The sequence below is a fragment of the Streptomyces sp. NPDC045026 genome (genome assembly GCF_056432625.1).
On sequence record NZ_JBWKIS010000001.1, the window covers coordinates 301,801 to 326,263 of the forward strand.

Consider the following 24,463-nt stretch of genomic DNA (forward strand, 5'->3'; position numbering starts at 1 on the left):
GTGCTTACGGCAGTGAATGCACCTTCGGGCCGACGGCGTTGGACCAGGCGTTGCCCGCCGTCGCGTCCCAGTTCGTGGACCAGGTCATCGCGCCGCGCAGTCCCGGGTAGGTCTTCGCGGGCTTGAAGGAGCCACAGCCGGTGCCGCGCGTCAGGCAGTCGAGCGCGTTGTTGACGACCGACGGGTCCACGTAGCCGCTGCCCGCGCCACGCGTCGACGCCGGTACGCCGAGCCCGACCTGGGACGGATCGAGACCGCCCTCCAGCTGGATGCAGGCGAGCGCGGTCAGGAAGTCGACCGAGCCCTGGCTGTAGACCTTGCCGTCGCAGCCCAGCATCGAACCACTGTTGTAGAACTGGGTGTTGACGACGGTGAGGATGTCCTTCACGTTCAGCGCCGTCTTGAAGTATTCGCCGGACGTCGACTGCATGTCGATGGTCTGCGGCGCCATCGTGAGGACCAGCTTCGCGCCCGCCTTCGCGGAGAGCTGGTGCAGGGCCTTCGACATGTAGGTGGAGTTGAGGCCGTTCTCGAGGTCGATGTCGACGCCGTCGAACCCGTACTGCTGCATCAGGGAATAGGCGCTGTCGGCGAACGCGGCGGCCGACGCGTCGCTGTTCACGGAGACGCTGCCCTTCTCGCCGCCGACCGAGAGGATCACGGACTTGCCCGCGGACTGCTTCGCTGCGATGTCGGCCTTGAAGTCGGCGGCCGACGTGTATCCGACGGCGGGGTCGAGCGTGAAGGAGATCTGCCCGGGGGTGCTCGTCGCGTCGGCGAAGGACACCGCGATGATGTCGTACTGCGAGGGGACGTCACGCAGCTTCTGCACGGTGGCGCCGTTGTTGAAGTTCTGCCAGTAGCCGGTCACCGCGTGCTTGGGCACGGTCCCGCCGCCGCCCCCGCCGGAGGTCGTGGTCCGCGTGGTGACGGCCGCCGACTTCGCTGACTCACCCGCCGAGTTGGTCGCGCTGACCTGGAAGCTGTACGAGGTGGCGGCGGCGAGCCCGGTGACGGTGGCGGACGCGCCGCTGACGGAGGCGACCTTGGAGCCGTCGCGGTACACGTTGTAGCCGGTGGCGCCGGAGACCGGGTTCCAGGAGAGGTCGACCGAGGAGGAGGTCGCGGTGCCGGCCGCGAGTCCGGCGGGGACTGCCGGAATGACCACGGGATCGCCGCCGCCACCGCCGCCGTCCGGACCGAGCACGCTCACGTCGTCGGCGTAATACGCGCCCTGCCCGTACCAGCCGTGCGTGTAGACCGTCACGGACGTCGTGTTCGCGCCGGTGGTGAAGGTGGTGGTCAGCTGCTGCCAGCTGGAGGACCCCGGCGTCCAGGTCGACACATCGGTGGTGCCGGTGCCGCTCGCGCCCAGGTACACGTAACTGCCCTGGACCCAAGAGCTCAGCGTGTACGTCGAGTTGGGCTTGACCGCGACGGCCTGGGAACACTGGGCGGTGTCCTGTGCGGTGGGTGTGCCCTGGAGCGCCCGGGCGCCGCCGTGCACGGGGGAGCCGACCACGGAACCGGTGCCGGCGGAGCACGTCCAGTTGTTCAGGTCCGATTCGAATCCGGCGTTCTTGGCGACGTTGATGTCCGCGGCGTGCGCCGTGGTCGCCAGAGCGGTGACGCCGAGCGCCGCGGCCGCGGTGACGGCCAGCGCGCCCTCGATCCATCTGCGTGCACGGTCCACTTGCTGCCTCCGGTGGGGAGTGAAGGGGGCGGGAGTGAACGGTGGCCACCGCTGCAGGACCCAAAGTTGGTCCAGACCAATCGAGTTGTCAAGACCTCAACCACGCCGGGGCGCGCCCCGGCGTGGTTCGGGCGGTCCGGCTCGAGGGGCGGCTTGTGGGCTGATGTCGGGGAGTGTGGGTACGGGGCCGCCGGCCTGGGCGTGGGTAGGGAGTGGCCGGTGGCCCCTCCGCGCAGGAGTCGTCAATCCTGTGCGGGGTTTCCCCTCGTAGTGGACTGCGTCGTTCCGATGGCTGGAAGCGTGCGAACACAGTGACTGGGTGTGCCTGATTCACACGGGGCGCGCGCCGGGTTCAGAGGCGCTCGAGAATCCCGCGCACGTAGGCGGCCTGCCCGGAATGCTGAAGATCGTCCGAGATGACGCTCACCAGCCGCACGCCCAGTGTGACCGGCGGCGACCAGGTGTCGTCGATCACCTGGTCCAGGTCCGCATCGGTCAGTTCTGCCAGGTGGGCGAGGGTGCGCGCGTGCACGGCGTCGAAGTAGCCGAGCAGCACGTCGGCCGACGGGACCTGCACCTTGGCCACCTGTTTCTCGCTGTGGCCGTACCCCGTGTCGGAGGGCGGCAGAGCGAGATCGAGGCGGTCGGCCCAGCCGTCGGCGAGCCAGACCTGATCGGTGTGGAAGGCGTCGGAGATGTGATCGTCCTGCACGCGTGAAAGGTGCCAGATCAGCCACGCGATCGAGTTCGAGTCGTCATTGAGACGGGTGTTGAGTTCTTCGGCGGAAAGATCTTCCACTGCCGAGTGAACCGTTTCGTGGATCCGTCCGAACGCGTCGGAGAGAACGTCCTTGGAGTGCATGACGTGCTGCTTCCTCGGTGGCGGGGATTTCACACCCACGCACCCGTTCCATTCCGGCCATTCAGGGCCCTGAATATGCCAGGAGACTGGCCAGAAAGGCATGGTGACAGCGCGTCGGAAGTGTCGATACTCGTCTTCTGAGGAAGTTGAATGATGCCCGACCAATAGATCATTCCGCCGGCCCGACCCGGCACACCCGCACAGATCACGCACACCGCACGGAATGAAAGTGAGGCCCACAGGGCAGCGAGCGAGGCGACGGGGGAGAGCGTGCACGAGGAATTCCTGTGCCATGTCACCGCATACGGAATCTGCGGAGGTCAGCGCGTCGGCGTACCGCTCGGAACGTATCGTGCGCCCACTCTGCCGCTGGCGATGTGGTGGCTGCGAGACCGCGCTTCCTGGATAGCCGAACGGCTCGATCCGCGCCCCGGCGATCCGCATTTCCCTGAACACGCCATTGCCCCGGTCGCCGACACCGTCCCCGATGTGCCCGGGGCGCTGCGCGACTGGTGCGGCGATATCGAACGGCAGGAACAAGTCGCCGAGGAACTCGCCGACGGAAAACTCGTGCGGCTGATCACCCGTGACGACACCACGGAATACGAGTTCCTCGCCGAGTCCGTCGACGCCTTGCGCATGCAGCGCACCCGCGCGTCCAGGCCCGCGCTCGTGCCTCACCCATGATCGACGCGGCACCTGTATGACTAGTAGCCGGTACGGGTGGCGCCGCGCTTACCTGCGCAAATGCCGGGGGACTGTGGTCATGTACAGCGTCGTCACCACACTTTCGGAGCCGCTCGAATGCACCGCAGCACCACCTTGCTCACCACCGCTCTCGTCGGCGTCGCCGCCGCGCTGACCCTCGCCGCCCCGACCGCCGTCGCCACCGCGCCGACCGGTTCCGTACACGCCGCAGGCCCCGGACAGGTCTGCTTCTGGACCGAGCCGGGACAGCACGGCCAGGCCTGGTGTTACGCGCCACCCGGCTACGCCGAGGCCGAGAACGGCACCCAGCGCCACGCCTACTCCTTCGACTCCCGCGTCGACGGGACGGTCTACGCGATCAGCTACGGACCGGGAAACAGCTGCCTTTACCGCGAGATCCGCAAGGACGACTACGACGAGAACTGGGAGGCGTGGGCCACCAAGTTCGACGGCGTCAGTGACAACAAGATGGGTTGCGAAGCGGGCTGATCCGCCGATGACCCGCCGACCGCGGCGACGGGCGCGCCCGCTCCTGGCGCTCACCGTGCTCTGCCCACTGTCCCTGGTCGGGCTGCTCGTCACCGGCTGCGCGGCCCCTGACCACGGGCCGGCGCTCTCCCCGGACGACACCGTCAAGGCCGCCACCCAGCTCCTGACCGACCGCTGCCTCACCGCGCAGGGACTCACCCCGCCGCGCCCCGGCAGACGGCCCGGCACCCAGGCCCAGGAGGAACACCTGGCCGACGCCCTCTTCGGCGCCGGACGCACGGAACTCTCCCTGAAACTGCCGACCGGATACTCGGTGCGCGCCCACACCGACGGCTGCCTGGCCTCGGCGCAGCGCGCCCTCTACGGCGATCAGCGCCGCTGGTTCCAGGTGTCGACCGTCGTCAACAACCTCAAGCCCGAAGCCGCCTACCGCAAGACCAGCCTCGCCTCGGTCCGGGCCGGACACCGCACCGAAGTCGCCGACTGGCAGCGCCTTCGGGAACACGCCCTGACCCGCGCGACCGACCTCCTCACCCGTCAGCAACGTCAGCAGCAAGAACAGCAGCAGAAACAGCAACAACAACATCAGCAGAAAGAAGCACAGTGATCATCAAGAACTCCGCCGCGCTCCTCGCGGCCGTCGCCCTCGCCTTCGGCGGCGCCGTCGCCACCTCGTCCTCCGCCTTCGGCGCCTCGTGCCCCAGCGGCCAGTTCTGCGCCTGGACGGACGCGGACTTCGGCGGCCAGCGCACCAACTGGTCCGGCGACGACCACGACTGGGAGGACCCCATCCAGGATCAGGACTCTTCCTGGGCGAACCATGGCATTTCGGGCCCCGGCATCAAGGACCACGTACAGGTCTACGAGAACCCGGGCCTCGTCGGTCTCGGCACCGTCTGCCTCGCCCCGGGCCAGGAGATCTCCTCCGACAGCTGGGGCAACGACAGCGGCGACTCGCACACGTGGAAAATGAGCTGTTGACCTCACACACCGCGTGACCGGACCGGAGGGGGCGGAGTCCCACGCCGCCCCTTCCGACCGGATATGACTGCCGCACGCGCCACTGGGTATCAGGAGGTCTGCAGGGAAGTTACTGTGCCGACCGATCCCATTGTGAGAACCGTATGACCGAGTACCTGGACGGAGTCTTGATGCCGACCGGTGCTGCCGACCCCGTCGAGCCGCTGCGCCGGGCGACGCAGTACACCGGAGAGCCGGGCTGCATCGCCGACGCACGCGCCTTCGCCGAGGTGTTCCTCGAGCAGCTGCGGTCCGAGTGGTGCGCCCTGATCGACGCCAGGTCCCGCGGTGATCTGCTGCTCCTGGTCAGCGAGCTCGTCACCAACGCGGACCGCCACAGCCACGGACCGTACGTCCTCGATCTCGAGGGTTCGCGGGACGAGGTGGCCGTCACCGTCTACGACAGCAGCGCCGCCGTGCCCCGTCTCTTCGTCAGGGATCCCGCGCGCATCGGCGGGCACGGGCTCGAGATAGTCCACGCCCTCGCCACCGAGGTCATCGTGGAGCGGGTACCGGTCGGGAAGTGGATCAAGGCCGTCTTTAGACTGCGACCGTAATCGAACGGTTCTCGCGCGAGGAGACGACGACATCGACACGGCACCCGACCGCGAGCTCCTGAACGACCTGGCCAAGGCACTGCCAGGCCTCGCGCTGATCGAGGACGGCGACGTGCTGTCCGGGCTCAGCCACGACGACGCGGAATGGGCGCCCGTCGGTCGAGCGCTCGCGGCGGTCCGGGTGACGGACGCCGACGAAGTCCAGCAGGTGGTGCGCGCCTGTGCCGCACTGTCCGTACCCGTCGTGACCCGCGGCGCCGGCACCGGGCTCTCGGGCGGCGCCAACGCCACCGACGGCTGCCTGGTCCTCGACCTCTCGCGGATGAACCGCATCCTGGAGATCGACCCCGAGAACCTCATCGCCGTCGTACAGCCCGGCGTCGTCAACAACGAACTGAAGGCGGCCGTCGCCGAGCACGGCCTCTGGTACCCGCCGGACCCCGCCAGCGCCCCCTGGTCGACCATCGGCGGCAATGTCTCCACCAACGCCGGCGGCCTGTGCTGCCTCAAGTACGGCGTCACCCGTGACTACGTGCTCGGGCTCGAAGCGGTGATGGGCGGGCCCGCGGGCGCGTACGGCACCCGTGTCCGGTTCGGCCGGCGCACCACGAAGGGTGTCAGCGGCTACGACCTGACCGGCCTGTTCGTCGGCTCGGAAGGCACGTTCGGAGTGATCACCGAGATCACGCTGCGCCTTCGACCCGCCCCCGCCGCGGAACCCCGCACCGTCGTCGGCGCCTTCGACGGCCTCGTCGCGGCGGGCGCCGCCGTCGCGCTCACCACCCGGCGGGGCCTCCAGCCCGCCGCCCTTGAACTCCTCGACCGTCACTGCATGCAGGCCGTCGAGGACTGGAAGCACCTCGGGATCGAACCCGGCGCCGCCGCGCTGCTCCTGGCGCGGATCGACGCGCCGGGCGACGCGGGCGCGGCGGAGGCGGCGGCGGTCGCCGAGGCGTTCGCGGAGGCGGGGGCGCTCTGGGCCGAACAGTCCACCGACGCCGTCGAGGCCGAGGCCCTGTTCGACGTCCGCAGGCTCGCCTACCCGGCGCTCGAACGCCTGGGACCCGTGCTGACCGAGGACATCTGCGTACCGCGCTCGGCCGTGCCCGCCATGCTCGCCACCGTCGAGGAGATCGGACAGCGGCACGGGGTGCGGATCGCGACCATCGCGCACGCCGGCGACGGCAACCTCCACCCGCTGCTGATCACCCCGCCCGGTGACGCCGAGGCCCGCCGCGCTGCGCAGGCCGCGTTCGAGGAGCTGCTCGGCGCCGCGGTCGCCGCGGGCGGCACCGTCACCGGGGAGCACGGCGTCGGCCTGCTCAAGCGAGGCGGCATGCGACAGGAACTCGGTCCCGAGGTCTGCGCGGTGCAGCGCGCGGTGAAGAACACCCTTGACCCGCTGGACCTGTTCAACCCGGGGAAGGTCGTCGGCGACCCCGACGCGGGCTGACCCGACGACCAGGGTCCCCGACGACCAGGTCCCCGACGGCCGGAATATCCCATCGCAGGCGGCGGTCCTGCGGGCGCTTTGAGCGGCGTTTTGCCCGGCGCGCCGACCTAAATGAACCATTTGTATGCTTATCCGACTTACGGTGCGTGTGTTGTCAGGGGGCTGCGCAACGCGTTCCTCGCGGACGCGGGTTGGGATGCCGATGAGTGAGATCAGCCGCCGAGGAGCCGTGGGTCTGGGAATCGGGATCGGCCTGGGTGCCGCTGCCGTCGGCCTTGCCGGATGCGGGTCGGACAAGAACACGGCCCGCCCGCCCGCGGGGCCCGGCCGCCAACCCGACCGGGGCGCCCGCCCGGACAAGAAGATCGCGCCCCAGTTGATCGGTGACGGTTCGACGGCGTACACCGGCGAGCAGCCGAAGCAGCCCGAGACGCCCGTCCCCCTTGAACCCGGCCAGACGCCACCGCAGTTCGTGATCTTCTCCTGGGACGGTGCGGGCGAGGTCGGCAAGGGTTTCTTCCCGCGCTTCCTCGAACTGGCCGAGAACCACGGTGCCCGCATGACGTTCTTCCTGTCGGGCCTGTACCTCCTGCCCGAGTCGAAGAAGCGGCTCTACGACCCGCCGAACAACCTCGTCGGCGCCTCCGACATCGGGTACCTCACCGACGCGCACCTCAAGGAGACGCTGAAGTACACGCGGCAGGCCTGGCTCGACGGCCACGAGATCGGCACGCACTTCAACGGCCACTTCTGCGCCGGCTCCGGGTCAGTGGCCAACTGGACGCCCGCGCAGTGGCGTATCGAGATCGAGCAGGCGAGCTCGTTCATCAAGACCTGGCGTACGAACACGGGTTGGCACGACGACGACCCCCTGCCGTTCGACTACGACAAGGAACTCATCGGCGGCCGCACGCCCTGCCTGCTCGGCCAGGACAACCTGCTGCCCACCGCCCGCGAGCTCGGCTGGCGCTACGACGCCTCGTCGCCCGGGGGCGTCCAGCGCTGGCCCGAAAAGCGGCTGGGCCTGTGGGACCTGCCGCTCCAAGGCATCCCGTTCCCCGGCCACACCTTCGAGGTCCTCTCGATGGACTACAACATCCTGGCCAACCAGTCGAAGAACTCCACGCGAGCGCCGTCCTACAACTACGCGGGCTGGCGCCAGCAGGCCACCGAGTCGTACCTCGCGGGCTTCAACAGGGCGTACGAGACGAACCGGGCGCCGTTCTTCATCGGCAACCACTTCGAGGACTGGAACGGCGGGATCTACATGGACGCCGTCGAGGCCGCCTTCAAGGAGATCGCCGACAAGAAGGACGTACGCCTCGTCTCCTTCCGGCAGTTCGTCGACTGGCTGGACGCCCAGGATCCGCAGGTGCTCGACCGGCTCCGTTCGCTGGAGGTCGGAGAGGCGCCCGCGGGTGGCTGGTCGCAGTTCCTCGGCGACGCGGTCGCGGCACCCACGCGCGCCGCACGCAGCCGCGCCTAGACACGCGCCGCACGCGGCCGTGCCTGGACACGCGTACGTGTCCGGCGTCCCGACGTGTCGTCCGTCCCGCTGACGCACACTGATCGGGACTCGATCAGTGACGGAGAGGCAGGCGCATGGACCGCTGGATCACCGCGGGAGTGGACGGATCGCCCCAGAGCTCGGCCGCGACGGCTTGGGCGGCGCGTGAAGCGGTCCGGCGTGGATACGCGCTGCGCCTGCTGCACGCCTGGTCCCCGGTGCCGGACGTGGCGGCATCCGCGCCCGATGTCGCGGCGCAGGCGGAGTGGGCCACAAGTGTGGCAGAGGAGGCCGTGCGTGCCGTGGCGAGCGGCCACCCCCAGCTGTCCGTGACGGCCGAGTCCCCGTCCGGCGACGCCGTCCCCGCGCTCCTCGGTGCCGCGGCCGACGCGGAGTTCCTCGTCCTCGGCTCCCGGGGACACGGCGCGCTCGTCGGCTTCCTGCTCGGCTCGGTCGGGCAGCAGGTCATCGCCGGGTCCGCGCGGCCCGTCGTCCTGGTCAGGGCCGATGACCGCGCCGAATCCGAGGCGGCGGGCCGCGAGATCGTCGTCGGCCAGGAGGGCGAGCCCGAGGACAGCCGCGCGGTCCTCGAGTTCGCCTTCGCCACCGCGTCCGCCCGCGGCGCGACCCTCAAGGCCGTACGCGCATGGACACTCCCGCCCGTGTACGCGTACAGCCCCGCCTCGCTGAAGCTGCTCGACGAGGCCGGCGGCATGGAGCCGTACGAGAAGAAGGCACTCGGCGAGGCGCTCGAACCGCTGCGCGCGCGGTATCCCGACGTGCCGGTGGTGGAGCACGTCGAGATCGGCAGCGCCGGCCAGGTACTTCTCGCGTCGGTCGCAAGGGCCCAGCTGGTGGTCGTGGGCCGCCGCGCCCGCCGCTCGGCCGTCGGGTCCCGGATCGGGTCCGTCGCGCATGCCGTGCTGCACCACGCGCCCTGCCCGGTGGCCGTGGTGCCGCCCGCCTGAGTGCCGGCCTCAGTCGTCGGCGACGGTGATGGCCCGCACCGGACAGGCGCGGGCCGCCTCCCGCGCCAGCGGGTCACCGGCGCCGTCGTCGCGACCCTCCAGCACCTCGCTGAAGCCGTCGTCGTCCTGCGTGAACACGTTCGGCGCCGTCAGTGCGCACATGCCCGCGCCCACACAGCTGTCCTTGTCGATCCGGATCCGCACGGTCTGCGCCTCTCTCACGGCTCGGGTTCGGTACTCGGGGTCGGTTCTCAGCCGGTTCTCAGGGGTCGGTTTTCAGGAGTCGGTTCTCACGGTTCGGGGGTCACCATGTGACCGGGAGTTCCAGCATGCCCTGGATCGTGTCGCCCGGCTTGAACGGGATCTCCTCTGCAGGCGCCGCGAGACGCAGCCCCGGCATCCGCGTGAACAGCGACCGCAGCGCGATCTCCATCTCGGCCCGCGCCAGGTTCTGCCCCAGGCACTGATGGACCCCGTAGCCGAACGCGAGGTGGTGGCGCGTGGGCCGGTGCCAGTCGAGGGAGTCGGGGGCCGTGAAGCTGTCGCCGTCGCGGTTGATGAGCGACGTGGAGAAGATGACCCCGTCGTCCGGCCGGATGGTCTCGCCCGCGACCTCGATGTCCTCGGTGGCGACGCGCAGGATGCCGTCGGCGATGGACAGGAAGCGCAGGAGTTCCTCGACCGCGGCGGGCAGCAAGGAGTCGGCGGAGCGCAGCTCCTCCAGCTGGTCCGGGTGCTGGAGCAGGGTGAACGTGCCGAGCGAGATCATGTTCGCCGTGGTCTCGTGCCCCGCGATCAGCAGGATCGTGGCGAGGCTGACCAGCTCCTCGCGGTCGATCTCCTTCTCGTCCGGCCCGCGGTGGATGAGCTCGTCGAGCAGCCCGTCACCCGGCTCACGCCGCTTGCGGTCGATCAACGAGCCCAAGTACGCGTCGAGTTGCTCGCGCGCGGCCTCCGTGTCCGACACGTCCGGCCCCCGCAGCAGCCGCCGCGACTGCTCCTCGAAGAAGTCGTGATCGGCATAGGGCACGCCCAGCAGCGAGCAGATCACCATGGACGGCACGGGCAGCGCGAAGGCGCTCACCAGGTCGGCCGGGGGTCCCTGCTCGACCATCGCGTCCAGCAGCCGGTCCACCGTCTCCTGGATGCGGGGCCGCAGCGCCGTGATCCGCTTGAGGGTGAAGCTCGGGATCAGCAAGCGGCGCTGGGCGTTGTGCTCGGGGTCGTCGACTCCGAGGAGGGCGACGCTCCGTTTGCGGGACAGGGCGAGGCGCTTCGTCGTCATCGGGAAGGCGCGGTTCTCCCTGTCGGTGGACAGGCGCGGGTCGATGAGCAGGTCGCGCGCGACCGACTGACCCGTGACCACCCACACGGTTCGCCCGTCGAAGAGCGAGACGCGGGACAGGGGCCGCGCCGAGCGCAGCGGATCGTAGGAGGCCGGCGGGTGGTAGGGACACGTGCGGTCCTGGGGGAAGGCGACGGTGTCCGGCGTGGGGGGTGTCACGGTCATGGCTGACCTCGCAGGCGGTGAGTCTTCCTTGGTGATCTTCATTAGATGCCTCAGGCATCCAGTCGTCCACTCGAAGACAGGCCAGTCCGCCCATGAGGGGCATCTGGCCCGAACCCGTTGTTCCGGTTCGGGTACGGGTGCGTTCCGTCTGGTCGGGGCATGTCTTCGGGCCGGCGACGAGGGCGGGGCATGTGCCGGACGGCCGGAGTCGATGGGGTGTCCTCGGGCGTGGCGCGGCTTGTTCGCGACCCGTCGTCCGCGCCCGTGCCGGTTGTGCCCGCAGGGAAATGCGGATGCCTGTGTGAGTGGCGGTAGGTATCGTCGCCGCACGTGGAACCACTGAACGAGAAACAGATCCGGGCGTCCTTCGTGAACTGCACGAAGGGTGAGGCGGCCCGTATGAAGCTCCCCCTCGACTTCGCCGAGCCCCCCTGGGAGGACCTGGACTTTCTCGGCTGGATCGACCCGGGGGCGCCCCTGCGGGCCCACCTCGTGCGGCCCGGCCCCGACGGGCCCCTCGGCATCACCCTGCGGGTCCCCTCGGTGAGCCGGACCAGCGCCGTGAAGTCCAGCATCTGTCAGGTGTGCCTGACCGGGCACGCCTCCTCCGGCGTCGCCCTCCTCGCGGCGCCCCTGGCCGGAGCGCGCGGGCGGGAGGGCAACACCGTTGGCATCTACGTCTGCGCGGACCTCGCCTGCTCGCTCTACCTGCGCGGCAAGCGGCAGCCCAAGCTGAGGGCGGGCCGTTACGAGGAGTCGCTCTCGCTCGACGAGCGGATCGCCCGCGCCACGGGCAACCTGGACGCTTTCACCGCGAAGATCACCGAGTCCGCTTGAGCCATTGGGGTCGGCGGCCCTTTCGTGACGGATCCCGGGCGGGAGTTTTTGCCGTGACCGGAGTCCTGGCGGGGAGCCTTACATCGCTGCCGCGTCCAGCAGCGGGATCAGCTGCTCCTCCTCGTGGAGCAGGTGCCGTTCCAGTTCGTCGGTGAGCCGCTCCACCTCGGGGAGCACCCGGCGGGGGTCCGTGTCGTCGGCGGAGACCGTCTCCTGCAGTCGTGCGAGGAGCGCGGCGATCCGCTCGTGCTCCTCGCGCATCAGCTCCAGGACCGCGCCGAGCTCGGGGTGGCGTGAGCCGATGAACGGGAACAGGGCGGCGTCCTCTCCGGCGTGATGGTTGTGCAGTCCCTTGCAGAGCGTGAGGCAGTTGACGCGGAGCTGGGCGCCGAGACCCGGACCCGACTCGGCGATCTCCTTGCGGATCAGGCCGAGTTCACGTCGGATCCCGTCGTGGACGGCCTTGAGCCCGTCACCCCATGACGTCGCGCCCGTCACGTTCGGCGGCCCGCTGGCGATGGCCCGCAGGGCGACCACGGGGATGACGCGGGAGGTCTTCGCCTGGTACTCCGCCCAGCCGGGATCGCGTTCGACCGCCCGGGCGAACACGGCGTCGCGCTCGGCTCCCGTCAGGACCTCGGCCTCCGCCTCGTAGGTGAACACGCCGTCCTCGACCGAGACGCGCGGGATGGCCACCAGATTGTGGAACCAGTCCGGATGGCGGGGAGATCCGCCGGCCGACGCGATCACCAGGACGCGTTCGCCGCCGTCGGGGAGGAATCCGACGGGCGTGGTGTGTGCGGCGCCCGAGCGGGCTCCCGTGGTGGTGAGCAGGAGGACCCGGCCACCTTCGAAGGGGCCCGAGAGCCGGCCGCGATGGGCTCGGAACTCGTCGATGACGTGCTGATTGAAATCGTTGGGCATTCTCTTCTTTCGTCTCCGGGACATACGAGAAATCTGGTTCGCGGAAGCAAAAGAAGATCGGCGGGCCTCGCGCCCGCCCCGGCCTCACTCGGAGGCCGGGTGCCCTACTCGTTGATGGCCCAAGGCCGACCCGGCAGTCACGGGGCGAGACCCTAGTTCATGCGCACGTGTGGCGGCAATGCGATTTAGGGGTGGGCTCGGGGGCGGTGGTCGGTGTGCTGCTGCGGTGCGTTCCCCGGTGCGCCGCCGTTTCGCCCGGTTGGTCTTTGGGTGCGGGGCCGTGGGGGCATGTACGTGCTCGCTGTTCTACGGGTTCCGGCTGCCCAGCCGAATCGCCTGTACGCGGTGCTGGTGGCTCCGCGCGCACATGCCCCCACGGCTCCTCCCGTCTCGTACGCGGCTGATCTTCCGGTGGGGGACTCCGTCTCCCTTCCGGGGCGCCGCGGTCGGCGCCCCGCGGCGTCCGTGCGCCCTACTGGACCTTGGCCTGGATTGCCGTGATGCAGGACGCGATCGCCTGCTGGAGGTCTTCCAGGCGCTTGAGCATGTCGTCCTCGAAGACGTCGTCCTCGGCGTCATCGAGGGTGAGCTCCTCGAAGACCTTCGTCGCCTTCTGGAGGCTGTTGTAGAACTTCGCCCTGCGCTCCTTCACCCGGAGGTCGGGGTCGCTCTCGACGGTCTTGGTCACGAGCTCGCGGACGCTGTCGTACGCCTCGCGCGCCCACTCGCCCGCCTCCTCGCCGTCGTCCAGTTCGTCGATCAGGGAGAGGTGGCGCTCGGCCTCCTCGCGCAGCTCGCGCGGCGCCTCGATCTTCTGCCCGGCCGGCGTCTTGATCTGCCCGTTCTCCGCGATCTGACGCACGTACTCGACCCGGTCACCGGCCTTCGCCTCGGCGGCCACGGCCTTCTTCAGGTCGTCGGCGCGCACGATGTCCCTGACCAGCTCCGTGCGCAGGGCGGGGTCCTCCTGCAGGCGGTCCATGAGGGCCTTCCTGGCCGCCTCGGCGGTGCCGGGGTCGGCGAGGATCGCGGCGCGCAGCGCGGTCGGGTTCTCGGCGACCTCCAGGGCCTTGGTCGGGCGGATGCCCTCGGCTTCGGCGGCCGCCGAGATCGCGTGGCCGCGCGGCGACACGGCGATGGAACGCGACGAGTAGTACGTCAACCAGACGTCGGAGTCCGGGAGTTCGACGTCCTGGCCCGGGGTGAGCGCCTCGAAGTGCGGCACGAGTCCGTCGTCGGCCGCCTTGTCCCAGGCCTTGTAGTAGCGCATGACGCGCTCCGCCGAGCAGCCCGCCAGTTCACTGAACCGGCGGGCCGAGATCTTCGGCGTCTCACCCACCGCCTGCCCGCCGGGACGCACACTGCGCGCCACCATCAGGGCGAACGCCCAGCCGCCGGTCCGGGCGTAGACACCGAAGGCGCGTGCGTCCTCGGCGACCGTCTCGGAGACCGGCTCGGCGACCGGTGCGGTGTCCTCCGGCATTTCTCCGGCGGCATCCTCCGGGGTCCCGCCCGGCACCCAGATGTTCTCCTCGGCGGGCCCGGCCTGCGCCGGGACGGCCTCTTCGGATGCGACGTCCGCTGCGGAGTCGGTCGCTTCGGTCGGGGCGGTCGCTGAGGTCACGTAGGTTCTCCTGAGGCGTCACGGGCGGACGAAGGTTGACGCGCTACTTTATCCCTCCTAATCGACCCTTTTGTGCGCGGGTTCCGTGAGGGGTTCTCAGGCGCGGTGCTCGATCTTGCCGCCCACCACGACGGTTTCGGCCACGGTGCCGGGGATGTCCTCCGGCGCGGCGCGCAGAATGTCCCGGGACAGGACCACGAAGTCCGCGGCCTTGCCCACGCTCAGTGAACCCCGCTCGTCCTCAAGGAAGTTGGCGTACGCCGAACCCATCGTGTACCCGTACACCGCGGTCTCCACGTCCACGGTCTCGCCGGGCATCCAGGGCTCGCCGCCGGCCAGCGGGCGCCGCGTGACAGCCGTGTAGATGCCGACCATGGGGTCCATCTCGGCCACGTTCCAGTCACTGGAGAAGGCAAGGACCGCGCCCGACTCGTGGAGGCTGCGCATCGGCCAGGCCTTGTGCCAGCGGTCAGTGCCGACGTTCTCCGCCCAGTCCTTGCCGGGCCCGGCGACCTCGGGGGCGCAGTGCCTGGGCTGCATGCACGCGACCACGCCGAGTGCGGCGAAGCGCGCGGTGTCGGCCGGGTCGAGGCATTCGACATGGACGACCTGGTGGCGGGCGTCCCGCTCACCGTTGACCGTACGGGCGTGCTCGACGGCGTCGAGGACCGTGCGGATGCCGCGGTCACCGGTCGCGTGGACGAAGCACTGGAAGCCGCGTGCGTCGAGCTTGGCGAGGAGGTCCGCGAACTCCTCCGGCGGGTAGAAGGTCTCTCCGCGGTGGTGGCCGCACCCCGCGTACGGCTCCAGGAGCGCGGCGGTGCGCGGCTCGACGACGTCGTCGATGTACAGCTTCAGCGGTCCGACGCGCAGCCGATCGTCGGCGTGACGCTCCGCGGCGGCGGCGAAGTCGTCGAGGTCGGCGTCGGTGGTGCCGCGCGGGTGGAAGAGCGCGGCCACGATCCGCGAGCGGAGACGGCCCTCGGCGCGGGCGCGCTCGAACAGATCGAGGTCGTCCAGCGAGTTCTGCGGTTCGACGACGGTCGTGATGCCGAAGCGGATCGCGTCGTCGAGGGACTTGGCGAGGCGCCCGTACTGGCGGTCGGCCGAGGCCCACGGCACACCGATCGCCTTGAGCGCGCGGTGCCCGTCGCGGGACAGGCCCTTCACGGCGAAGTCCTTGATGAATCCGGTGGGTTCACCCGTCTCGGGGTCGGTCGCGGCCTCGCCGAACGGCAGGCTCGTACGGTCCTTGTCGATGCCGAGGCGGCGCAGCGCGGCCGTGTTCAGCCAGGCGGTGTGCACGTCGTAGCTGAGGACGAACGCGGGGGTGTCGCCGGTCACCGGGTCGAGGTCGGCGGCGGTGGGCATGCGGCCGCCGGGGATCGCCGAGTAGTCGAACGCCTCCGCCTCGATCCAGGCGGCCTCGGGGTGCGCCGCCCGGAACGCGCGGATCCGGTCATGGATCTCGTCGAGGGTGTCGGCGCCGGCCAGCTGGACGCAGGCGTCGTCGGAGCCGAGCCGTACGTGGTTGTGCGCGTCGATGAAGCCGGGCAGGACCAGCTTCCCTCCGGCGTCGACGACCTCGGTGCCGGGCCCCGTCCAGGCCTCGGCGTCCGCGTCGGCCCCGAGCCAGACGATCTTTCCGTCGCGCACGGCGAGCGCCTGCGCCTCGGGCAGCGCCGGGTCGACGGTGTGGACGCGCGCGCCGCGCAGGACGAGGTCGGCGGGGGCGGGGGAGTGGGACATGAGGGGTATCTCCTGTGGTGATGCGGGTGGTTCGGGAGAAGGTCCAGGGACTTTCGTTTGGATCAGGCCGGGTCAGGGTGCGTGCCAGACCCCGCGGGCCCGGCGTGATCCAAACGAGAGGCCCTAGGCGGCGGGCGTGACGGTCCGCCGGGCGAGCGCCCAGTACACGATCGCGGAGACGACCGAGCCGAGCAGGGTCAGGTCGGCGCCGCCGAGCGGGGCGACGAGTGGGCCGGTCCAGAGCTCGGAGTCGCAGGTCAGCGAGGCGAAGACCATGCCGGCGAGCAGGGCGACGACGCCGGCCGGGTGGTAGCCGCCCCGGTACCAGTAGGCGCCGTCGCGTCCGGAGTGCAGGGACGGAGCGTCGTACCGGCAGCGGCGCATCACCATGTCGGCGAGGAAGACGCCGCCCCACGGTGCGAACACGATGATCAGCAGGGACAGGAACGACAGCAGCGAGTCGGTGAAGTCCGTGAGGAACAGGGCGTAGAGCGAGCCCGCCACGGTGACGCCCGCGCTGATGAGGATCGCCTTGGAGCGGCTCCACGGGATGCCGAGGACCTGGAGGTTCAGGCTCGACGAGTACAGCGTGATGATCGAGTTGGTGACCGAGCCGCCGAGCACCAGGGCCAGGAAGAGTGGCTGGAACCAGCCCGGCAGCAGCCCCTCGGTGCCGGCCACCGCGTCCGTCATGTCGGCCTGGGTCGCGGCGGCGACGCCCGCGACACCGAGCGCGACCGAGGAGACAAGACCGCCGAGCGCGCCGCTCCAGGTGATCGACCGCAGTGAGGTGGTGCGCGGCAGGTAGCGCGTGTAGTCGGCGGGCATCGGCACGTACGAGAAGGGTCCCGCCAGCATCACGACGAACGCGAGGCTCCAGCCCGAGGCGCCGGGGACGCCGCCGCTCGACGCGCCGGTGTCGGCGCCCGGGATCAGGAAGACGAGGAGCGCGGCGAAGCCCACGGCGAGGATGTACGCCATCCAGCGCTCGGCGAACTGCACGGTGGCGTGGCCCCACAGGGCGACGGCGAAGGTGAGCACCATCGTGACGGCCAGCGCGAAGGCGCGGGCGGTGGAGCCGTGCCAGCCGAGGTCGGCGCAGAACGCTTCGAGGGCGAGCGCGCCGACCACCGTGTTCACGATCGTGTAGCCGATGGAGACGATCCAGTTGAGCAGACCGGCGGGCCAGTTCCCGCGGATGCCGAAGGGCGCGCGGGAGATCACCAGGGTCGCGGTGCCGGTGCGGATCCCGCTCAGTCCGGCGGCGCTGATCGCGAAGAACGCCAGGCCGCCGATGACGACGGCCGCGGTCGCCTGCCAGAACGAGAGCCCGAAGGAGACGGCGAGCGCGCCGTTGATGACGTACGTGAAGGTGAGGTTCGAGCCGAACCAGAGCCAGAACAGGTCCTTCGCGCCGCCGTGCCGCTCGTCGTCGGGGATGGGGTCGATGCCGTGGGTCTCGACCTGGAAGACCTCGTCGCCGGCGGCGGCGACCGCCGGTCCGGCCTGCGCGGGCCCGGCCTCCTCGGTGTGCTGCTGTGTCATCCCGCCGTCCTTGAATGTTGTTCTTGAATATCGTTCTAACTCCTTGAACGGCATTCAAGATGCGCCTCCTCGTCCCGTACGTCAAGACCCCTCGCGGAAATCGCCGGATAGGGTCACGGTGTCGGGACCACGGATCAGGGAGGCGCGGCTGTGGCGGCTACGGCGCGACGGCGCGACGGGCAGTTCGCCCAGGAGCGGATGCTCGAGGAGGCGATGACGGCCATTGCCGAGGACGGGCTGGCATCGCTCACGATGTCGGCGCTCGGCAAGCGCCTGGGCACCAGCGGCGGCCACATCCTGTACTACTTCGGCAGCAAGGACCGCCTCCTCCTGGAAGCCCTGCGCTGGAGCGAGAGCAGCCTCGCCGACGAACGCCGGGCGCTCCTGTCCCGGCGCGTCACCGCCGAACGCAAGCTCGACCAGTTCGTCGAGCTCTACCTGCCGCGCGGCCCGCGCGACCCGCGCTGGACGCTGTGGATCGAGCTGTGGGCCCGCACCTCCACCGACGAGGCGCTGCGCGAGGCCCAGGACGAGCTGGACCGGGGCTGGCAGGAGGACCTGGAGACCCTGCTGGACCGGGGGGTCAGGCAGGGGCGGTTCGCACCCCTCGACACCGCCGAGCGCGCTTCCCAACTCCTCGCCCTGCTCGACGGGTTGAGTACCCGCATCGTGATCGGCCAGCGGGGCGCGGAGCGGTCGGCGGTACTCGCCACGGCGCGGTCCGCGGCCGAACGGCTGGTGGAGCGGGCCTGACGGTGCTGTGTGCGCGACCGCGTACGTGCCGGGGGCGGGCGACGGGGTGCGGCGTTCGCCGCTCACCGGCACTGGCATGATCGGTGTCATGGCAGATCGCGTAATCGCCGCGTGTGACGGGGCGTCGAAAGGAAATCCAGGGCCCGCCGGCTGGGCCTGGGTCATCGCCGACGGCGGGGAGACCCCGGTCCGCTGGGAGGCGGGCGCGCTGGGCACGGCGACGAACAACGTCGCGGAGCTCACCGCCCTGGAGCGCCTCCTCGCCGCCACGGACCCGGGCGAGCGGCTCGAGGTCCGGATGGACTCCCAGTACGCGATGAAGGCGGTCACGACGTGGCTGCCCGGCTGGAAGCGCAACGGCTGGAAGACCTCGGCGGGCAAGCCGGTCGCCAACCAGGAACTGGTCACCCGCATCGACGCGCTGCTCGAAGGGCGCGCCGTCGAGTTCCGCTACGTCCCCGCGCACCAGGTCGACGGTGACCGGCTGAACGACTTCGCCGACCGGGCCGCGAGCCAGGCCGCCGTCGTCCAGGAACCGGCGGGCACCGACTACGGGTCCCCGGAACCGCCGCCGTCACCCGATACGGTCACCGGCCCGTCGAAGAGGAAGCCCAAGCAGGCCTCGACCCGGTCGAAGACGGGCTCGACCCGCACGCTCAACGCCAAGTTCCCGGGCCGCTGCGTCTGCGGCCGGTCCTACGCGGCCGGCGAGCCCATCGCCAAGAACCCGAAGGGCTGGGGTCACCCGGAATGCCGCACGGGCGCGGGCGCCGCGGAGTGAACCGGTCGTGGCCGCGAGGGTCGGCGGGCGGCACGGTGATGGCGGGCGGTACAGCGGTGGCGGGGTCCGCGTGAGCCCGGAACAGGATCGCCCGCCCGAGCCGGATCTCGCCCGTGACCCTGCGGTCCCGGCGACCCTGATCCGCGTGAGCCCGGAACAGGATCGCCCGCCCGAGCCGGATCTCGCCCGTGACTCTGCGGTCCCGGCGACCCCCGGTCTCTGGGACGGTCGCCCGTCCCTGTGGCTGCTCAGGACGCCCGAGCGCGGGGAGCAGCAGCCCGCACTGGACGACACCGCTCTCGACGCCGACGAGCGCGTCCGGGCCGCCGCCTTCGTGCGGAGCTCGGACCGCGCCCTGTACCGGGCCGCGCACATCTCCCTGCGCCGGCTCCTCGGCGCCTGCCTGGGTGTCTCGCCGGGGAGCATCCGGTTCACCCGCGAGCCGTGTCCGCAGTGCGGCGGCCCGCACGGGCGCCCGGCGCTGCCCGGCACCCGCCCGCCGCTGCACTTCTCCCTCTCGCACTGCGAAGGACTCGTCCTGATCGGCGTGGCGGGAAGCCCCGTCGGCGTGGACGCCGAGCGGGTGCCGGACCCCGGGACCGTGGACGGCCTGGTGAAGGAGCTGCATCCGGCGGAACGCGCCGATCTGGCCGCGCTCCCGGCCGGGGCGCGCGCTGCGGCCTTCGGTCGGGTGTGGTCCCGCAAGGAGGCCTACCTCAAGGGCGTCGGCGTCGGCCTGGGACGCGCCCTGGACGCCGACTACGTGGGCGACCGTCCACGCCGCGGAGCCGTCCACCCCGCCGGCTGGTCCCTGCACTCCCTCGCCCTGGGCCCGCAGCGCGACACACACGCCGCCGCGGTCGCCCTGCGGGACGCCACACCGCCGGTCCTGCGCGCCCTGCCCGACTCGTATCCGCACGGCCCTCAACAGGTGCGGCGCACATAGCCGTTGCTGCCGGGAGCCGCCACGTCGTGGTCCCTGCGGACGATGTCCAACCGCTCTCCGAATGCGCGACAGGCCTTGCGCAGGCCGGTGTCGGTGTACTCGATCACCACGACCCGGTCGTCGAAGGCTTTCGCGTACACACCACACTCGTCGTAGGCGCCGCATTCCTCGGCGACGGCGAAGTCGACTCCCAACTGGTGGCTGCTGGAGGCCAGTTCGGCGGTGTTCTTCTGGCCGGCGGCGAGCCCGTTCCGGTGTGCGCGCTTCACCAGCAACGACATGTATGCCTTCGCGTCCTGTGCGCTCAGCAGGCCCTTCGAGCGCGTGTAGCTGTCGTAGTTGTCCGGTTCGACGGCGTCGAAGCCGTGGTCGGCGCAACCGTCGAGCCAGGGGCCGACGCGGGCGGCCACGCGCTCGCGCTGCTTCGCCGTGCCGATGTCGAGGAGCGGTTCGTCCCAGTCCCGGTCGATGACGATCCGGCCGTTCCGGTCGCGCAGCAGCAGGTCGTCGGGCCAGTCGTCCCGTTCGTCGGGCTGTGCCTGGAAGGCGTTGACATAGCAGATATTGTACAGGCCGGGGGCGGGCCGCGCCGCCCGGTCGCGGCTCACCACGCCGACGTCCTTCGCCGGCGGATAGGCGCCACCGATCTGGTAGTCGAAACCCGCGTGCCGGGGCGGTGGACTCCAGTTGTCCCCGCCGCGTCCGCCCGTCCCGCCATCGGGCGAGCACCCGGCCACGAGCGAGGACAGCAGGACGGTGATCAGGGCAGAGATGAGTACGTTCGTGTCGCGTGACGCCATGCCCCATTTGATCCCATGGAGGTACGTGGGTGCGGTGATCAAGGTCTCGAACTGGCTGAACGTCGACCCGGCAGGTGTGCTCGGCGGGGGTCGTCACCCGGCCCACCGCGGGGAGCCATTAGTGTTTCCCGTACCGGACCATACAGGGGAGTTGCGTTGACCAGACTGCGCTGCGCCGTGCTCGACGACTACCAAGGCGTGGCCTTGTCCATGGCGGACTGGACCAGAGTGGGGACGGACGTCGAAGTCCGTTCCCTGCAACGCCACTTGCCGACCGAGGACGCGGTCGTCGCGGCGGTCGGCGACTGCGAGATCGTGGTCGCGATGAGGGAACGCACACCCTTCACGGACACCCTCTTCGCCCGACTCCCTCAGCTGCGTCTCCTGATCACCTCGGGGATGCGCAACGCCTCCATCGACCTGGCCGCAGCGGCTCGGCACGGCGTCACGGTGTGTGGCACCGCCAGCAACTCCGAGCCGGCCGTCGAACTGACGTGGGCGATCATTCTCGGCCTCGCGCGGAACCTGGTGCGTGAGAGCAACGCCCTGCGCGACGTGGGCCCCTGGCAGAGCACCCTCGGCGCCGACCTGCACGGACGCCGCCTCGGCCTCCTCGGGCTCGGGAAGATCGGCACCAAGGTCGCCCGCGTCGGCCAGGCATTCGGCATGGAGGTGACCGCGTGGAGCGAGAACCTCACCGCAGAGCGCGCGGCGGCGGCCGGCGTCAGCCTCGCGCCCTCCAAGGAGGAGCTTCTGGAGAGCAGCGACTTCGTCTCCGTCCACCTCGTACTCGGCGACCGCACACGCGGGCTGATCGGCGCGGCAGAACTCACCCGCATGCGCACCACGGCCTACCTGGTCAACACCTCGCGCGCCGCGATCGTCGACCAGGAGGCGCTGGTGCGTGCCCTGCACGAAGGGTGGATCGCGGGGGCGGGCGCGGACGTCTTCGAGACGGAGCCGCTCCCGGCCGACCACCCCCTGCGCACCGCCCCGAACTTCCTCGGCCTGCCACACCTCGGCTATGTCACCCGCCGCAATTACGAAGGCTATTTCGAGGGCGCGGTCGAGGACATCGAGGCGTTCCTGGCGGGGAGCCCGGTCCGCACCCTTACGGCCTGAGAGGGACAGAGGTGGCCCCGGGCCGGGCGCGGGGCGAATGGCGCGGCAGGTAGGGTCCGGCGGTGCGTGTGAGGCCACGGGGGCAGCACCGTTTCGGTGGTGACGGGGGCAGGGGCGATGCGGCGCTGGATCAAGGGACGGTGGCGGCCGCGGCAGTCCTCGGCCTGGGTGGCTCCATGGCCGAGCCGTGCGCACAGGACTGGTGGCTGGTCGGACGCGCCTGCGACGGGGCCCTGCTCCGCGACTCCGTCGCACAACTCGCCCCTGACGACGGACAGTTCACGAAGGAGGAGTCGCGCCGGATTCCGGAACTCGGCTTCTACGGGTGCAGCCTCGCGTTCGACGGAGACCACACCGAGGGTGTGACGCTGGTGGCCATGTCGGCGTACACCGGTCGTGACGACCAGGACCGGGAGTTCATGGGGGCCTCCCCGGAGGGGGCTTCACGCAGCAGGCCGTGTTGTCGGGCGGGCTGCCCGGAATCGCCGACGGCTTCGGGGACATGCGGATCGTGACGCCGTGTCCGGCGCTGCGCAAGGATGCCGAGGGCAGGTAGCGCAAGATGCTGGTCCGTGTGGGGATATCACAGCCGACGACACCAGCGGGTGCGCACGCAACCGACCCGTCAGGCGCCGCACCGCAGTGGCACGAGCGCTCCTTCCCGGTGCGGCGTCGCCCTGCCCGAGAACGCGCTTGCGTCGTTCTCGTTCTCGTCGCTGCTGCCACTTCCCCCCATCGCGCATCCGGGCAGAGTAGCGACCGGCAGGTGTAGGGGGCGCCGGCGGGGGAGTGCGCCGAGGACAGGCCATGGACCGTATGCCTGGCGAAGAACCGATACGTGCGCGCCCGGCGCAACGCCGAAATCCGCCGTCAAAACCCCAGCTCAACGGTTTTCGCAGGTCATGATGGGTGGCGTAACTTCGGCGTAACACGGCAGATGTCGGCGGTGGGGTAGCTTCGGGTCCCGGAAGCAGGTGACGAACGGTGGCGAACCACCCCATGCACGACGAAGAATTTCCGCACCCCGGCGGCACGCCACCCCGGGCCGAGCGGGCGCGGCGGGTCGCCGACACGCTTCGGCAGCAGATCACCTCCGGTGTCTACGCAGAGGGGATGCTGCCCGACGAACGGCGGCTCGGCCATGCGCTCGGCGCCACCCGCAACGTCATCAGGGAAGCCCTCGCGCTGCTCGCCGACGAGGGGCTGATCATGCGCAGGCGCGGTGTCGGCACCCGCGTCGTGACGGCGAAGTACGGACACGGCCTCGAACGCCTCACCGGCCTCGCGGAGACGCTCGTCGACCATGGCACCGTGACCAACCAGGTGCGTGCGGCCCGGATCGTGCCGCACGCACCGACGGCGGTCACCGAACGGCTGCGGCTCCCCGAGGGATCCGAGGCCGTGTACTTGGAGCGCCTGCGGAGCCTGGACGGGCGGCCCCTCTCGGTCGACTCGACGTGGCTCGCCCCCGACATCGGCCGGCCCCTCCTCGACTGCGATCTGGCCCACCGGGACGTCTTCGACCTCATCGAGGAGACGTCGGGACACCGGCTCGGCAGCGCGGAGGTCACCGTGCATGCCGTCACCGCCGAACCGGACACCGCTCGGCTCCTCGAAATCCCCGCGGGCGCAGCCCTGTTCGCGATAGACCGCCTCACGTCTCTCGCCGACGGCCGCCCTGTGGACGCGGAGACGCTGCGCGTGCGTGCCGACCGGTTCGCCCTGCACGCCCTGGTCCACCGAGGTCCCGTACGGCCCCGCACCTGACCGCAAGACACCCCGCACCTGACCGCAAAGCACCCCCCCCGCTGCCCTCGGAGGCACCCCCATGCCCATGGACCTCGACGTCCTCACCCTGACGCTCCTCGCTCTCTTCGGGCTCGCGGGAGGCATCGGGATCACCGCGGTGGGGCCCGGTGGTGTGCTGCCGACGATCGGGATGTTCCTGCTGACCGGGCTGTCCCCGGCCGGGGTCGCGGGCACCGCCATCGCCACCCATGTGGCGACCGGCGCGCTCGGCACGGCCGCCTACACCCGGTCGGGACAGTTGCGGGACGCGGCCACGCGGCGCACGGCGACGGTCCTCGCCGTGGCAGCCCTCCTCGGCACACCTCTCGGTGTCCAGCTCAACACCCTCGTCTCGGGACGGGGGTTCGGGATCCTGCTCGCGTGCGCCGTCACCGTGACGGGTGTCCTGGTGTGGGTGCGCGAGCGGCGCGCCGGGGCTGCGGGGAGCGAGTCGGTGAGCGTGCCGCTCACGCGAATTGCCTTGGTGGGCTTCGGAGTTGCTGTCGCGGCCGGGCTCTTCGGCCTCGGTGGACCGATGCTGAGCGTGCCACTCCTGGTCGTCTGCGGACTCCCGGTGCTGTCCGCGCTGGCCGCGGCGCAGGCGCAGTCCGTGGTGATCGCGGCGATCGGCACGCTCGGGTACGTGCTGCACGGATCGGTCGACTGGAGGCTCGCCGCGCTGGTGGGTGTGCCCGAGCTGGTCGGCGTGATCGTGGGATGGAAGATCGCCCACGCCGTGCCGGCGCGCCGCCTCAAGTACGCCCTTGTAGGAACACTGCTGGCCCTGGCCCCTTACCTCGCCTTCCACTCCTGACACCCCGGACCCG

General features: G+C 70.6%; 25 protein-coding genes. 16 read left to right on the forward strand and 9 right to left on the reverse strand.

The window, feature by feature from the left end:
* Positions 1–4: 4 nt before the first annotated feature.
* Both AC07EJ_RS01355 and AC07EJ_RS01360 read right to left on the reverse strand, forming a co-directional pair.
* The gene (locus tag AC07EJ_RS01355) at positions 5–1,672 is read right to left on the reverse strand and encodes a chitinase (RefSeq protein ID WP_389478913.1); all 1,668 of its coding nucleotides are present in this window, start codon (positions 1,670–1,672) and stop codon (positions 5–7) included.
* A 373-nt stretch (positions 1,673–2,045) separates the two neighbouring features.
* Entirely contained in the window at positions 2,046–2,555 is a 510-nt protein-coding gene (locus AC07EJ_RS01360; RefSeq protein ID WP_389478839.1) for a mycothiol transferase, read from the reverse strand.
* 270 nt (positions 2,556–2,825) lie between these two features.
* On the opposite strand from AC07EJ_RS01360, the gene AC07EJ_RS01365 reads away from it, so the two are divergent.
* The 8 genes from AC07EJ_RS01365 to AC07EJ_RS01400 all read left to right on the forward strand — a co-directional run bounded on the left by AC07EJ_RS01365 (position 2,826) and on the right by AC07EJ_RS01400 (position 9,257).
* The gene (locus AC07EJ_RS01365) at positions 2,826–3,242 is read left to right on the forward strand and encodes a hypothetical protein (RefSeq protein ID WP_389478840.1); all 417 of its coding nucleotides are present in this window, start codon (positions 2,826–2,828) and stop codon (positions 3,240–3,242) included.
* 117 nt (positions 3,243–3,359) lie between these two features.
* On the forward strand, positions 3,360–3,752 hold the full coding sequence (locus AC07EJ_RS01370) for a hypothetical protein (RefSeq protein WP_478883487.1): 393 nt from the start codon (positions 3,360–3,362) through the stop codon (positions 3,750–3,752).
* Positions 3,753–3,759: 7 nt separating this feature from the next.
* Positions 3,760–4,359: a hypothetical protein gene (locus AC07EJ_RS01375; RefSeq protein ID WP_478883488.1), complete on the forward strand. Its 600-nt coding sequence runs from the start codon at positions 3,760–3,762 to the stop codon at positions 4,357–4,359.
* A 2-nt stretch (positions 4,360–4,361) separates the two neighbouring features.
* Positions 4,362–4,733, forward strand: a complete 372-nt coding sequence (locus AC07EJ_RS01380) for a peptidase inhibitor family I36 protein (RefSeq protein WP_389478915.1) — start codon at positions 4,362–4,364, stop codon at positions 4,731–4,733.
* A gap of 143 nt (positions 4,734–4,876) precedes the next feature.
* Positions 4,877–5,329 carry an ATP-binding protein gene (locus AC07EJ_RS01385; RefSeq protein WP_389478844.1) on the forward strand — a complete coding sequence of 151 codons (453 nt, stop codon included), beginning with the start codon at positions 4,877–4,879 and terminating at the stop codon, positions 5,327–5,329.
* Positions 5,330–5,441: 112 nt separating this feature from the next.
* The gene (locus tag AC07EJ_RS01390) at positions 5,442–6,782 is read left to right on the forward strand and encodes an FAD-binding oxidoreductase (protein ID WP_478883489.1); all 1,341 of its coding nucleotides are present in this window, start codon (positions 5,442–5,444) and stop codon (positions 6,780–6,782) included.
* A gap of 202 nt (positions 6,783–6,984) precedes the next feature.
* Positions 6,985–8,268: a polysaccharide deacetylase family protein gene (locus tag AC07EJ_RS01395; protein ID WP_478883490.1), complete on the forward strand. Its 1,284-nt coding sequence runs from the start codon at positions 6,985–6,987 to the stop codon at positions 8,266–8,268.
* Positions 8,269–8,384: 116 nt separating this feature from the next.
* On the forward strand, positions 8,385–9,257 hold the full coding sequence (locus tag AC07EJ_RS01400; RefSeq protein ID WP_478883491.1) for a universal stress protein: 873 nt from the start codon (positions 8,385–8,387) through the stop codon (positions 9,255–9,257).
* Between the two features lie 9 nt (positions 9,258–9,266).
* Here the strand turns inward: AC07EJ_RS01400 and AC07EJ_RS01405 are convergent, their stop codons facing one another.
* Positions 9,267–9,461 carry a ferredoxin gene (locus AC07EJ_RS01405; protein WP_266570791.1) on the reverse strand — a complete coding sequence of 65 codons (195 nt, stop codon included), beginning with the start codon at positions 9,459–9,461 and terminating at the stop codon, positions 9,267–9,269.
* 100 nt (positions 9,462–9,561) lie between these two features.
* On the reverse strand, positions 9,562–10,767 hold the full coding sequence (locus tag AC07EJ_RS01410) for a cytochrome P450 (RefSeq protein ID WP_393581199.1): 1,206 nt from the start codon (positions 10,765–10,767) through the stop codon (positions 9,562–9,564).
* 330 nt (positions 10,768–11,097) lie between these two features.
* Between AC07EJ_RS01410 and AC07EJ_RS01415 the strand changes: the two genes are divergently transcribed.
* The gene (locus AC07EJ_RS01415) at positions 11,098–11,604 is read left to right on the forward strand and encodes an FBP domain-containing protein (RefSeq protein ID WP_478883492.1); all 507 of its coding nucleotides are present in this window, start codon (positions 11,098–11,100) and stop codon (positions 11,602–11,604) included.
* Between the two features lie 78 nt (positions 11,605–11,682).
* Here AC07EJ_RS01415 and AC07EJ_RS01420 read toward each other — a convergent pair whose 3' ends face one another.
* The 4 genes from AC07EJ_RS01420 to AC07EJ_RS01435 form a co-directional block, all read right to left on the reverse strand.
* Entirely contained in the window at positions 11,683–12,528 is an 846-nt protein-coding gene (locus AC07EJ_RS01420) for a nitroreductase/quinone reductase family protein (protein ID WP_389478853.1), read from the reverse strand.
* Positions 12,529–13,000: 472 nt separating this feature from the next.
* The gene (locus tag AC07EJ_RS01425; RefSeq protein WP_478883660.1) at positions 13,001–14,011 is read right to left on the reverse strand and encodes a hypothetical protein; all 1,011 of its coding nucleotides are present in this window, start codon (positions 14,009–14,011) and stop codon (positions 13,001–13,003) included.
* Positions 14,012–14,248: 237 nt separating this feature from the next.
* A complete protein-coding gene (locus AC07EJ_RS01430) occupies positions 14,249–15,901 on the reverse strand; it encodes an amidohydrolase (protein ID WP_389478854.1) in 1,653 nt (550 codons plus the stop codon).
* Between the two features lie 123 nt (positions 15,902–16,024).
* Positions 16,025–17,446: a purine-cytosine permease family protein gene (locus AC07EJ_RS01435; protein ID WP_389478855.1), complete on the reverse strand. Its 1,422-nt coding sequence runs from the start codon at positions 17,444–17,446 to the stop codon at positions 16,025–16,027.
* Between the two features lie 150 nt (positions 17,447–17,596).
* On the opposite strand from AC07EJ_RS01435, the gene AC07EJ_RS01440 reads away from it, so the two are divergent.
* The 3 genes from AC07EJ_RS01440 (at position 17,597) to AC07EJ_RS01450 (ending at position 19,926) form a co-directional block, all read left to right on the forward strand.
* A complete protein-coding gene (locus tag AC07EJ_RS01440) occupies positions 17,597–18,199 on the forward strand; it encodes a TetR/AcrR family transcriptional regulator (protein ID WP_389478856.1) in 603 nt (200 codons plus the stop codon).
* Between the two features lie 76 nt (positions 18,200–18,275).
* A complete protein-coding gene (locus tag AC07EJ_RS01445) occupies positions 18,276–18,980 on the forward strand; it encodes a ribonuclease H family protein (protein WP_478883661.1) in 705 nt (234 codons plus the stop codon).
* 145 nt (positions 18,981–19,125) lie between these two features.
* Positions 19,126–19,926 carry a 4'-phosphopantetheinyl transferase family protein gene (locus AC07EJ_RS01450; RefSeq protein WP_478883493.1) on the forward strand — a complete coding sequence of 267 codons (801 nt, stop codon included), beginning with the start codon at positions 19,126–19,128 and terminating at the stop codon, positions 19,924–19,926.
* On the opposite strand, the gene AC07EJ_RS01455 is transcribed toward AC07EJ_RS01450, so the two are convergent.
* The gene (locus AC07EJ_RS01455; protein WP_478883494.1) at positions 19,905–20,726 is read right to left on the reverse strand and encodes an endo alpha-1,4 polygalactosaminidase; all 822 of its coding nucleotides are present in this window, start codon (positions 20,724–20,726) and stop codon (positions 19,905–19,907) included. The genes AC07EJ_RS01450 and AC07EJ_RS01455 overlap by 22 nt on opposite strands.
* 210 nt (positions 20,727–20,936) lie before the next feature.
* Here AC07EJ_RS01455 and AC07EJ_RS01460 point away from each other — a divergent pair, with 210 nt between their 5' ends.
* The 4 genes from AC07EJ_RS01460 to AC07EJ_RS01475 all read left to right on the forward strand — a co-directional run bounded on the left by AC07EJ_RS01460 (position 20,937) and on the right by AC07EJ_RS01475 (position 24,450).
* Positions 20,937–21,848, forward strand: a complete 912-nt coding sequence (locus AC07EJ_RS01460) for a D-2-hydroxyacid dehydrogenase family protein (RefSeq protein ID WP_389478917.1) — start codon at positions 20,937–20,939, stop codon at positions 21,846–21,848.
* Between the two features lie 140 nt (positions 21,849–21,988).
* A complete protein-coding gene (locus tag AC07EJ_RS01465; protein WP_389478861.1) occupies positions 21,989–22,363 on the forward strand; it encodes a hypothetical protein in 375 nt (124 codons plus the stop codon).
* Positions 22,364–22,847: 484 nt separating this feature from the next.
* A complete protein-coding gene (locus AC07EJ_RS01470) occupies positions 22,848–23,615 on the forward strand; it encodes a GntR family transcriptional regulator (RefSeq protein WP_389478862.1) in 768 nt (255 codons plus the stop codon).
* 61 nt (positions 23,616–23,676) lie between these two features.
* Positions 23,677–24,450, forward strand: coding sequence for a sulfite exporter TauE/SafE family protein (locus tag AC07EJ_RS01475; protein ID WP_389478863.1), 774 nt, complete (start codon positions 23,677–23,679; stop codon positions 24,448–24,450).
* Positions 24,451–24,463: the final 13 nt, after the last annotated feature.

Coding starts and splice junctions, on each gene's coding strand:
- AC07EJ_RS01360 (WP_389478839.1), bottom strand. CDS start 2,555: ATGCACTCCAAGGACGTTCTCTCCGACGCGTTCGGACGGATCCACGAA.
- AC07EJ_RS01370 (WP_478883487.1), top strand. CDS start 3,360: ATGCACCGCAGCACCACCTTGCTCACCACCGCTCTCGTCGGCGTCGCC.
- AC07EJ_RS01375 (WP_478883488.1), top strand. CDS start 3,760: ATGACCCGCCGACCGCGGCGACGGGCGCGCCCGCTCCTGGCGCTCACC.
- AC07EJ_RS01385 (WP_389478844.1), top strand. CDS start 4,877: ATGACCGAGTACCTGGACGGAGTCTTGATGCCGACCGGTGCTGCCGAC.
- AC07EJ_RS01395 (WP_478883490.1), top strand. CDS start 6,985: ATGAGTGAGATCAGCCGCCGAGGAGCCGTGGGTCTGGGAATCGGGATC.
- AC07EJ_RS01400 (WP_478883491.1), top strand. CDS start 8,385: ATGGACCGCTGGATCACCGCGGGAGTGGACGGATCGCCCCAGAGCTCG.
- AC07EJ_RS01410 (WP_393581199.1), bottom strand. CDS start 10,767: ATGACCGTGACACCCCCCACGCCGGACACCGTCGCCTTCCCCCAGGAC.
- AC07EJ_RS01420 (WP_389478853.1), bottom strand. CDS start 12,528: ATGCCCAACGATTTCAATCAGCACGTCATCGACGAGTTCCGAGCCCAT.
- AC07EJ_RS01425 (WP_478883660.1), bottom strand. CDS start 14,011: ATGCCGGAGGACACCGCACCGGTCGCCGAGCCGGTCTCCGAGACGGTC.
- AC07EJ_RS01430 (WP_389478854.1), bottom strand. CDS start 15,901: ATGTCCCACTCCCCCGCCCCCGCCGACCTCGTCCTGCGCGGCGCGCGC.
- AC07EJ_RS01435 (WP_389478855.1), bottom strand. CDS start 17,446: ATGACACAGCAGCACACCGAGGAGGCCGGGCCCGCGCAGGCCGGACCG.
- AC07EJ_RS01445 (WP_478883661.1), top strand. CDS start 18,276: ATGATCGGTGTCATGGCAGATCGCGTAATCGCCGCGTGTGACGGGGCG.
- AC07EJ_RS01455 (WP_478883494.1), bottom strand. CDS start 20,726: ATGGCGTCACGCGACACGAACGTACTCATCTCTGCCCTGATCACCGTC.
- AC07EJ_RS01460 (WP_389478917.1), top strand. CDS start 20,937: ATGGCGGACTGGACCAGAGTGGGGACGGACGTCGAAGTCCGTTCCCTG.
- AC07EJ_RS01470 (WP_389478862.1), top strand. CDS start 22,848: ATGCACGACGAAGAATTTCCGCACCCCGGCGGCACGCCACCCCGGGCC.
- AC07EJ_RS01475 (WP_389478863.1), top strand. CDS start 23,677: ATGCCCATGGACCTCGACGTCCTCACCCTGACGCTCCTCGCTCTCTTC.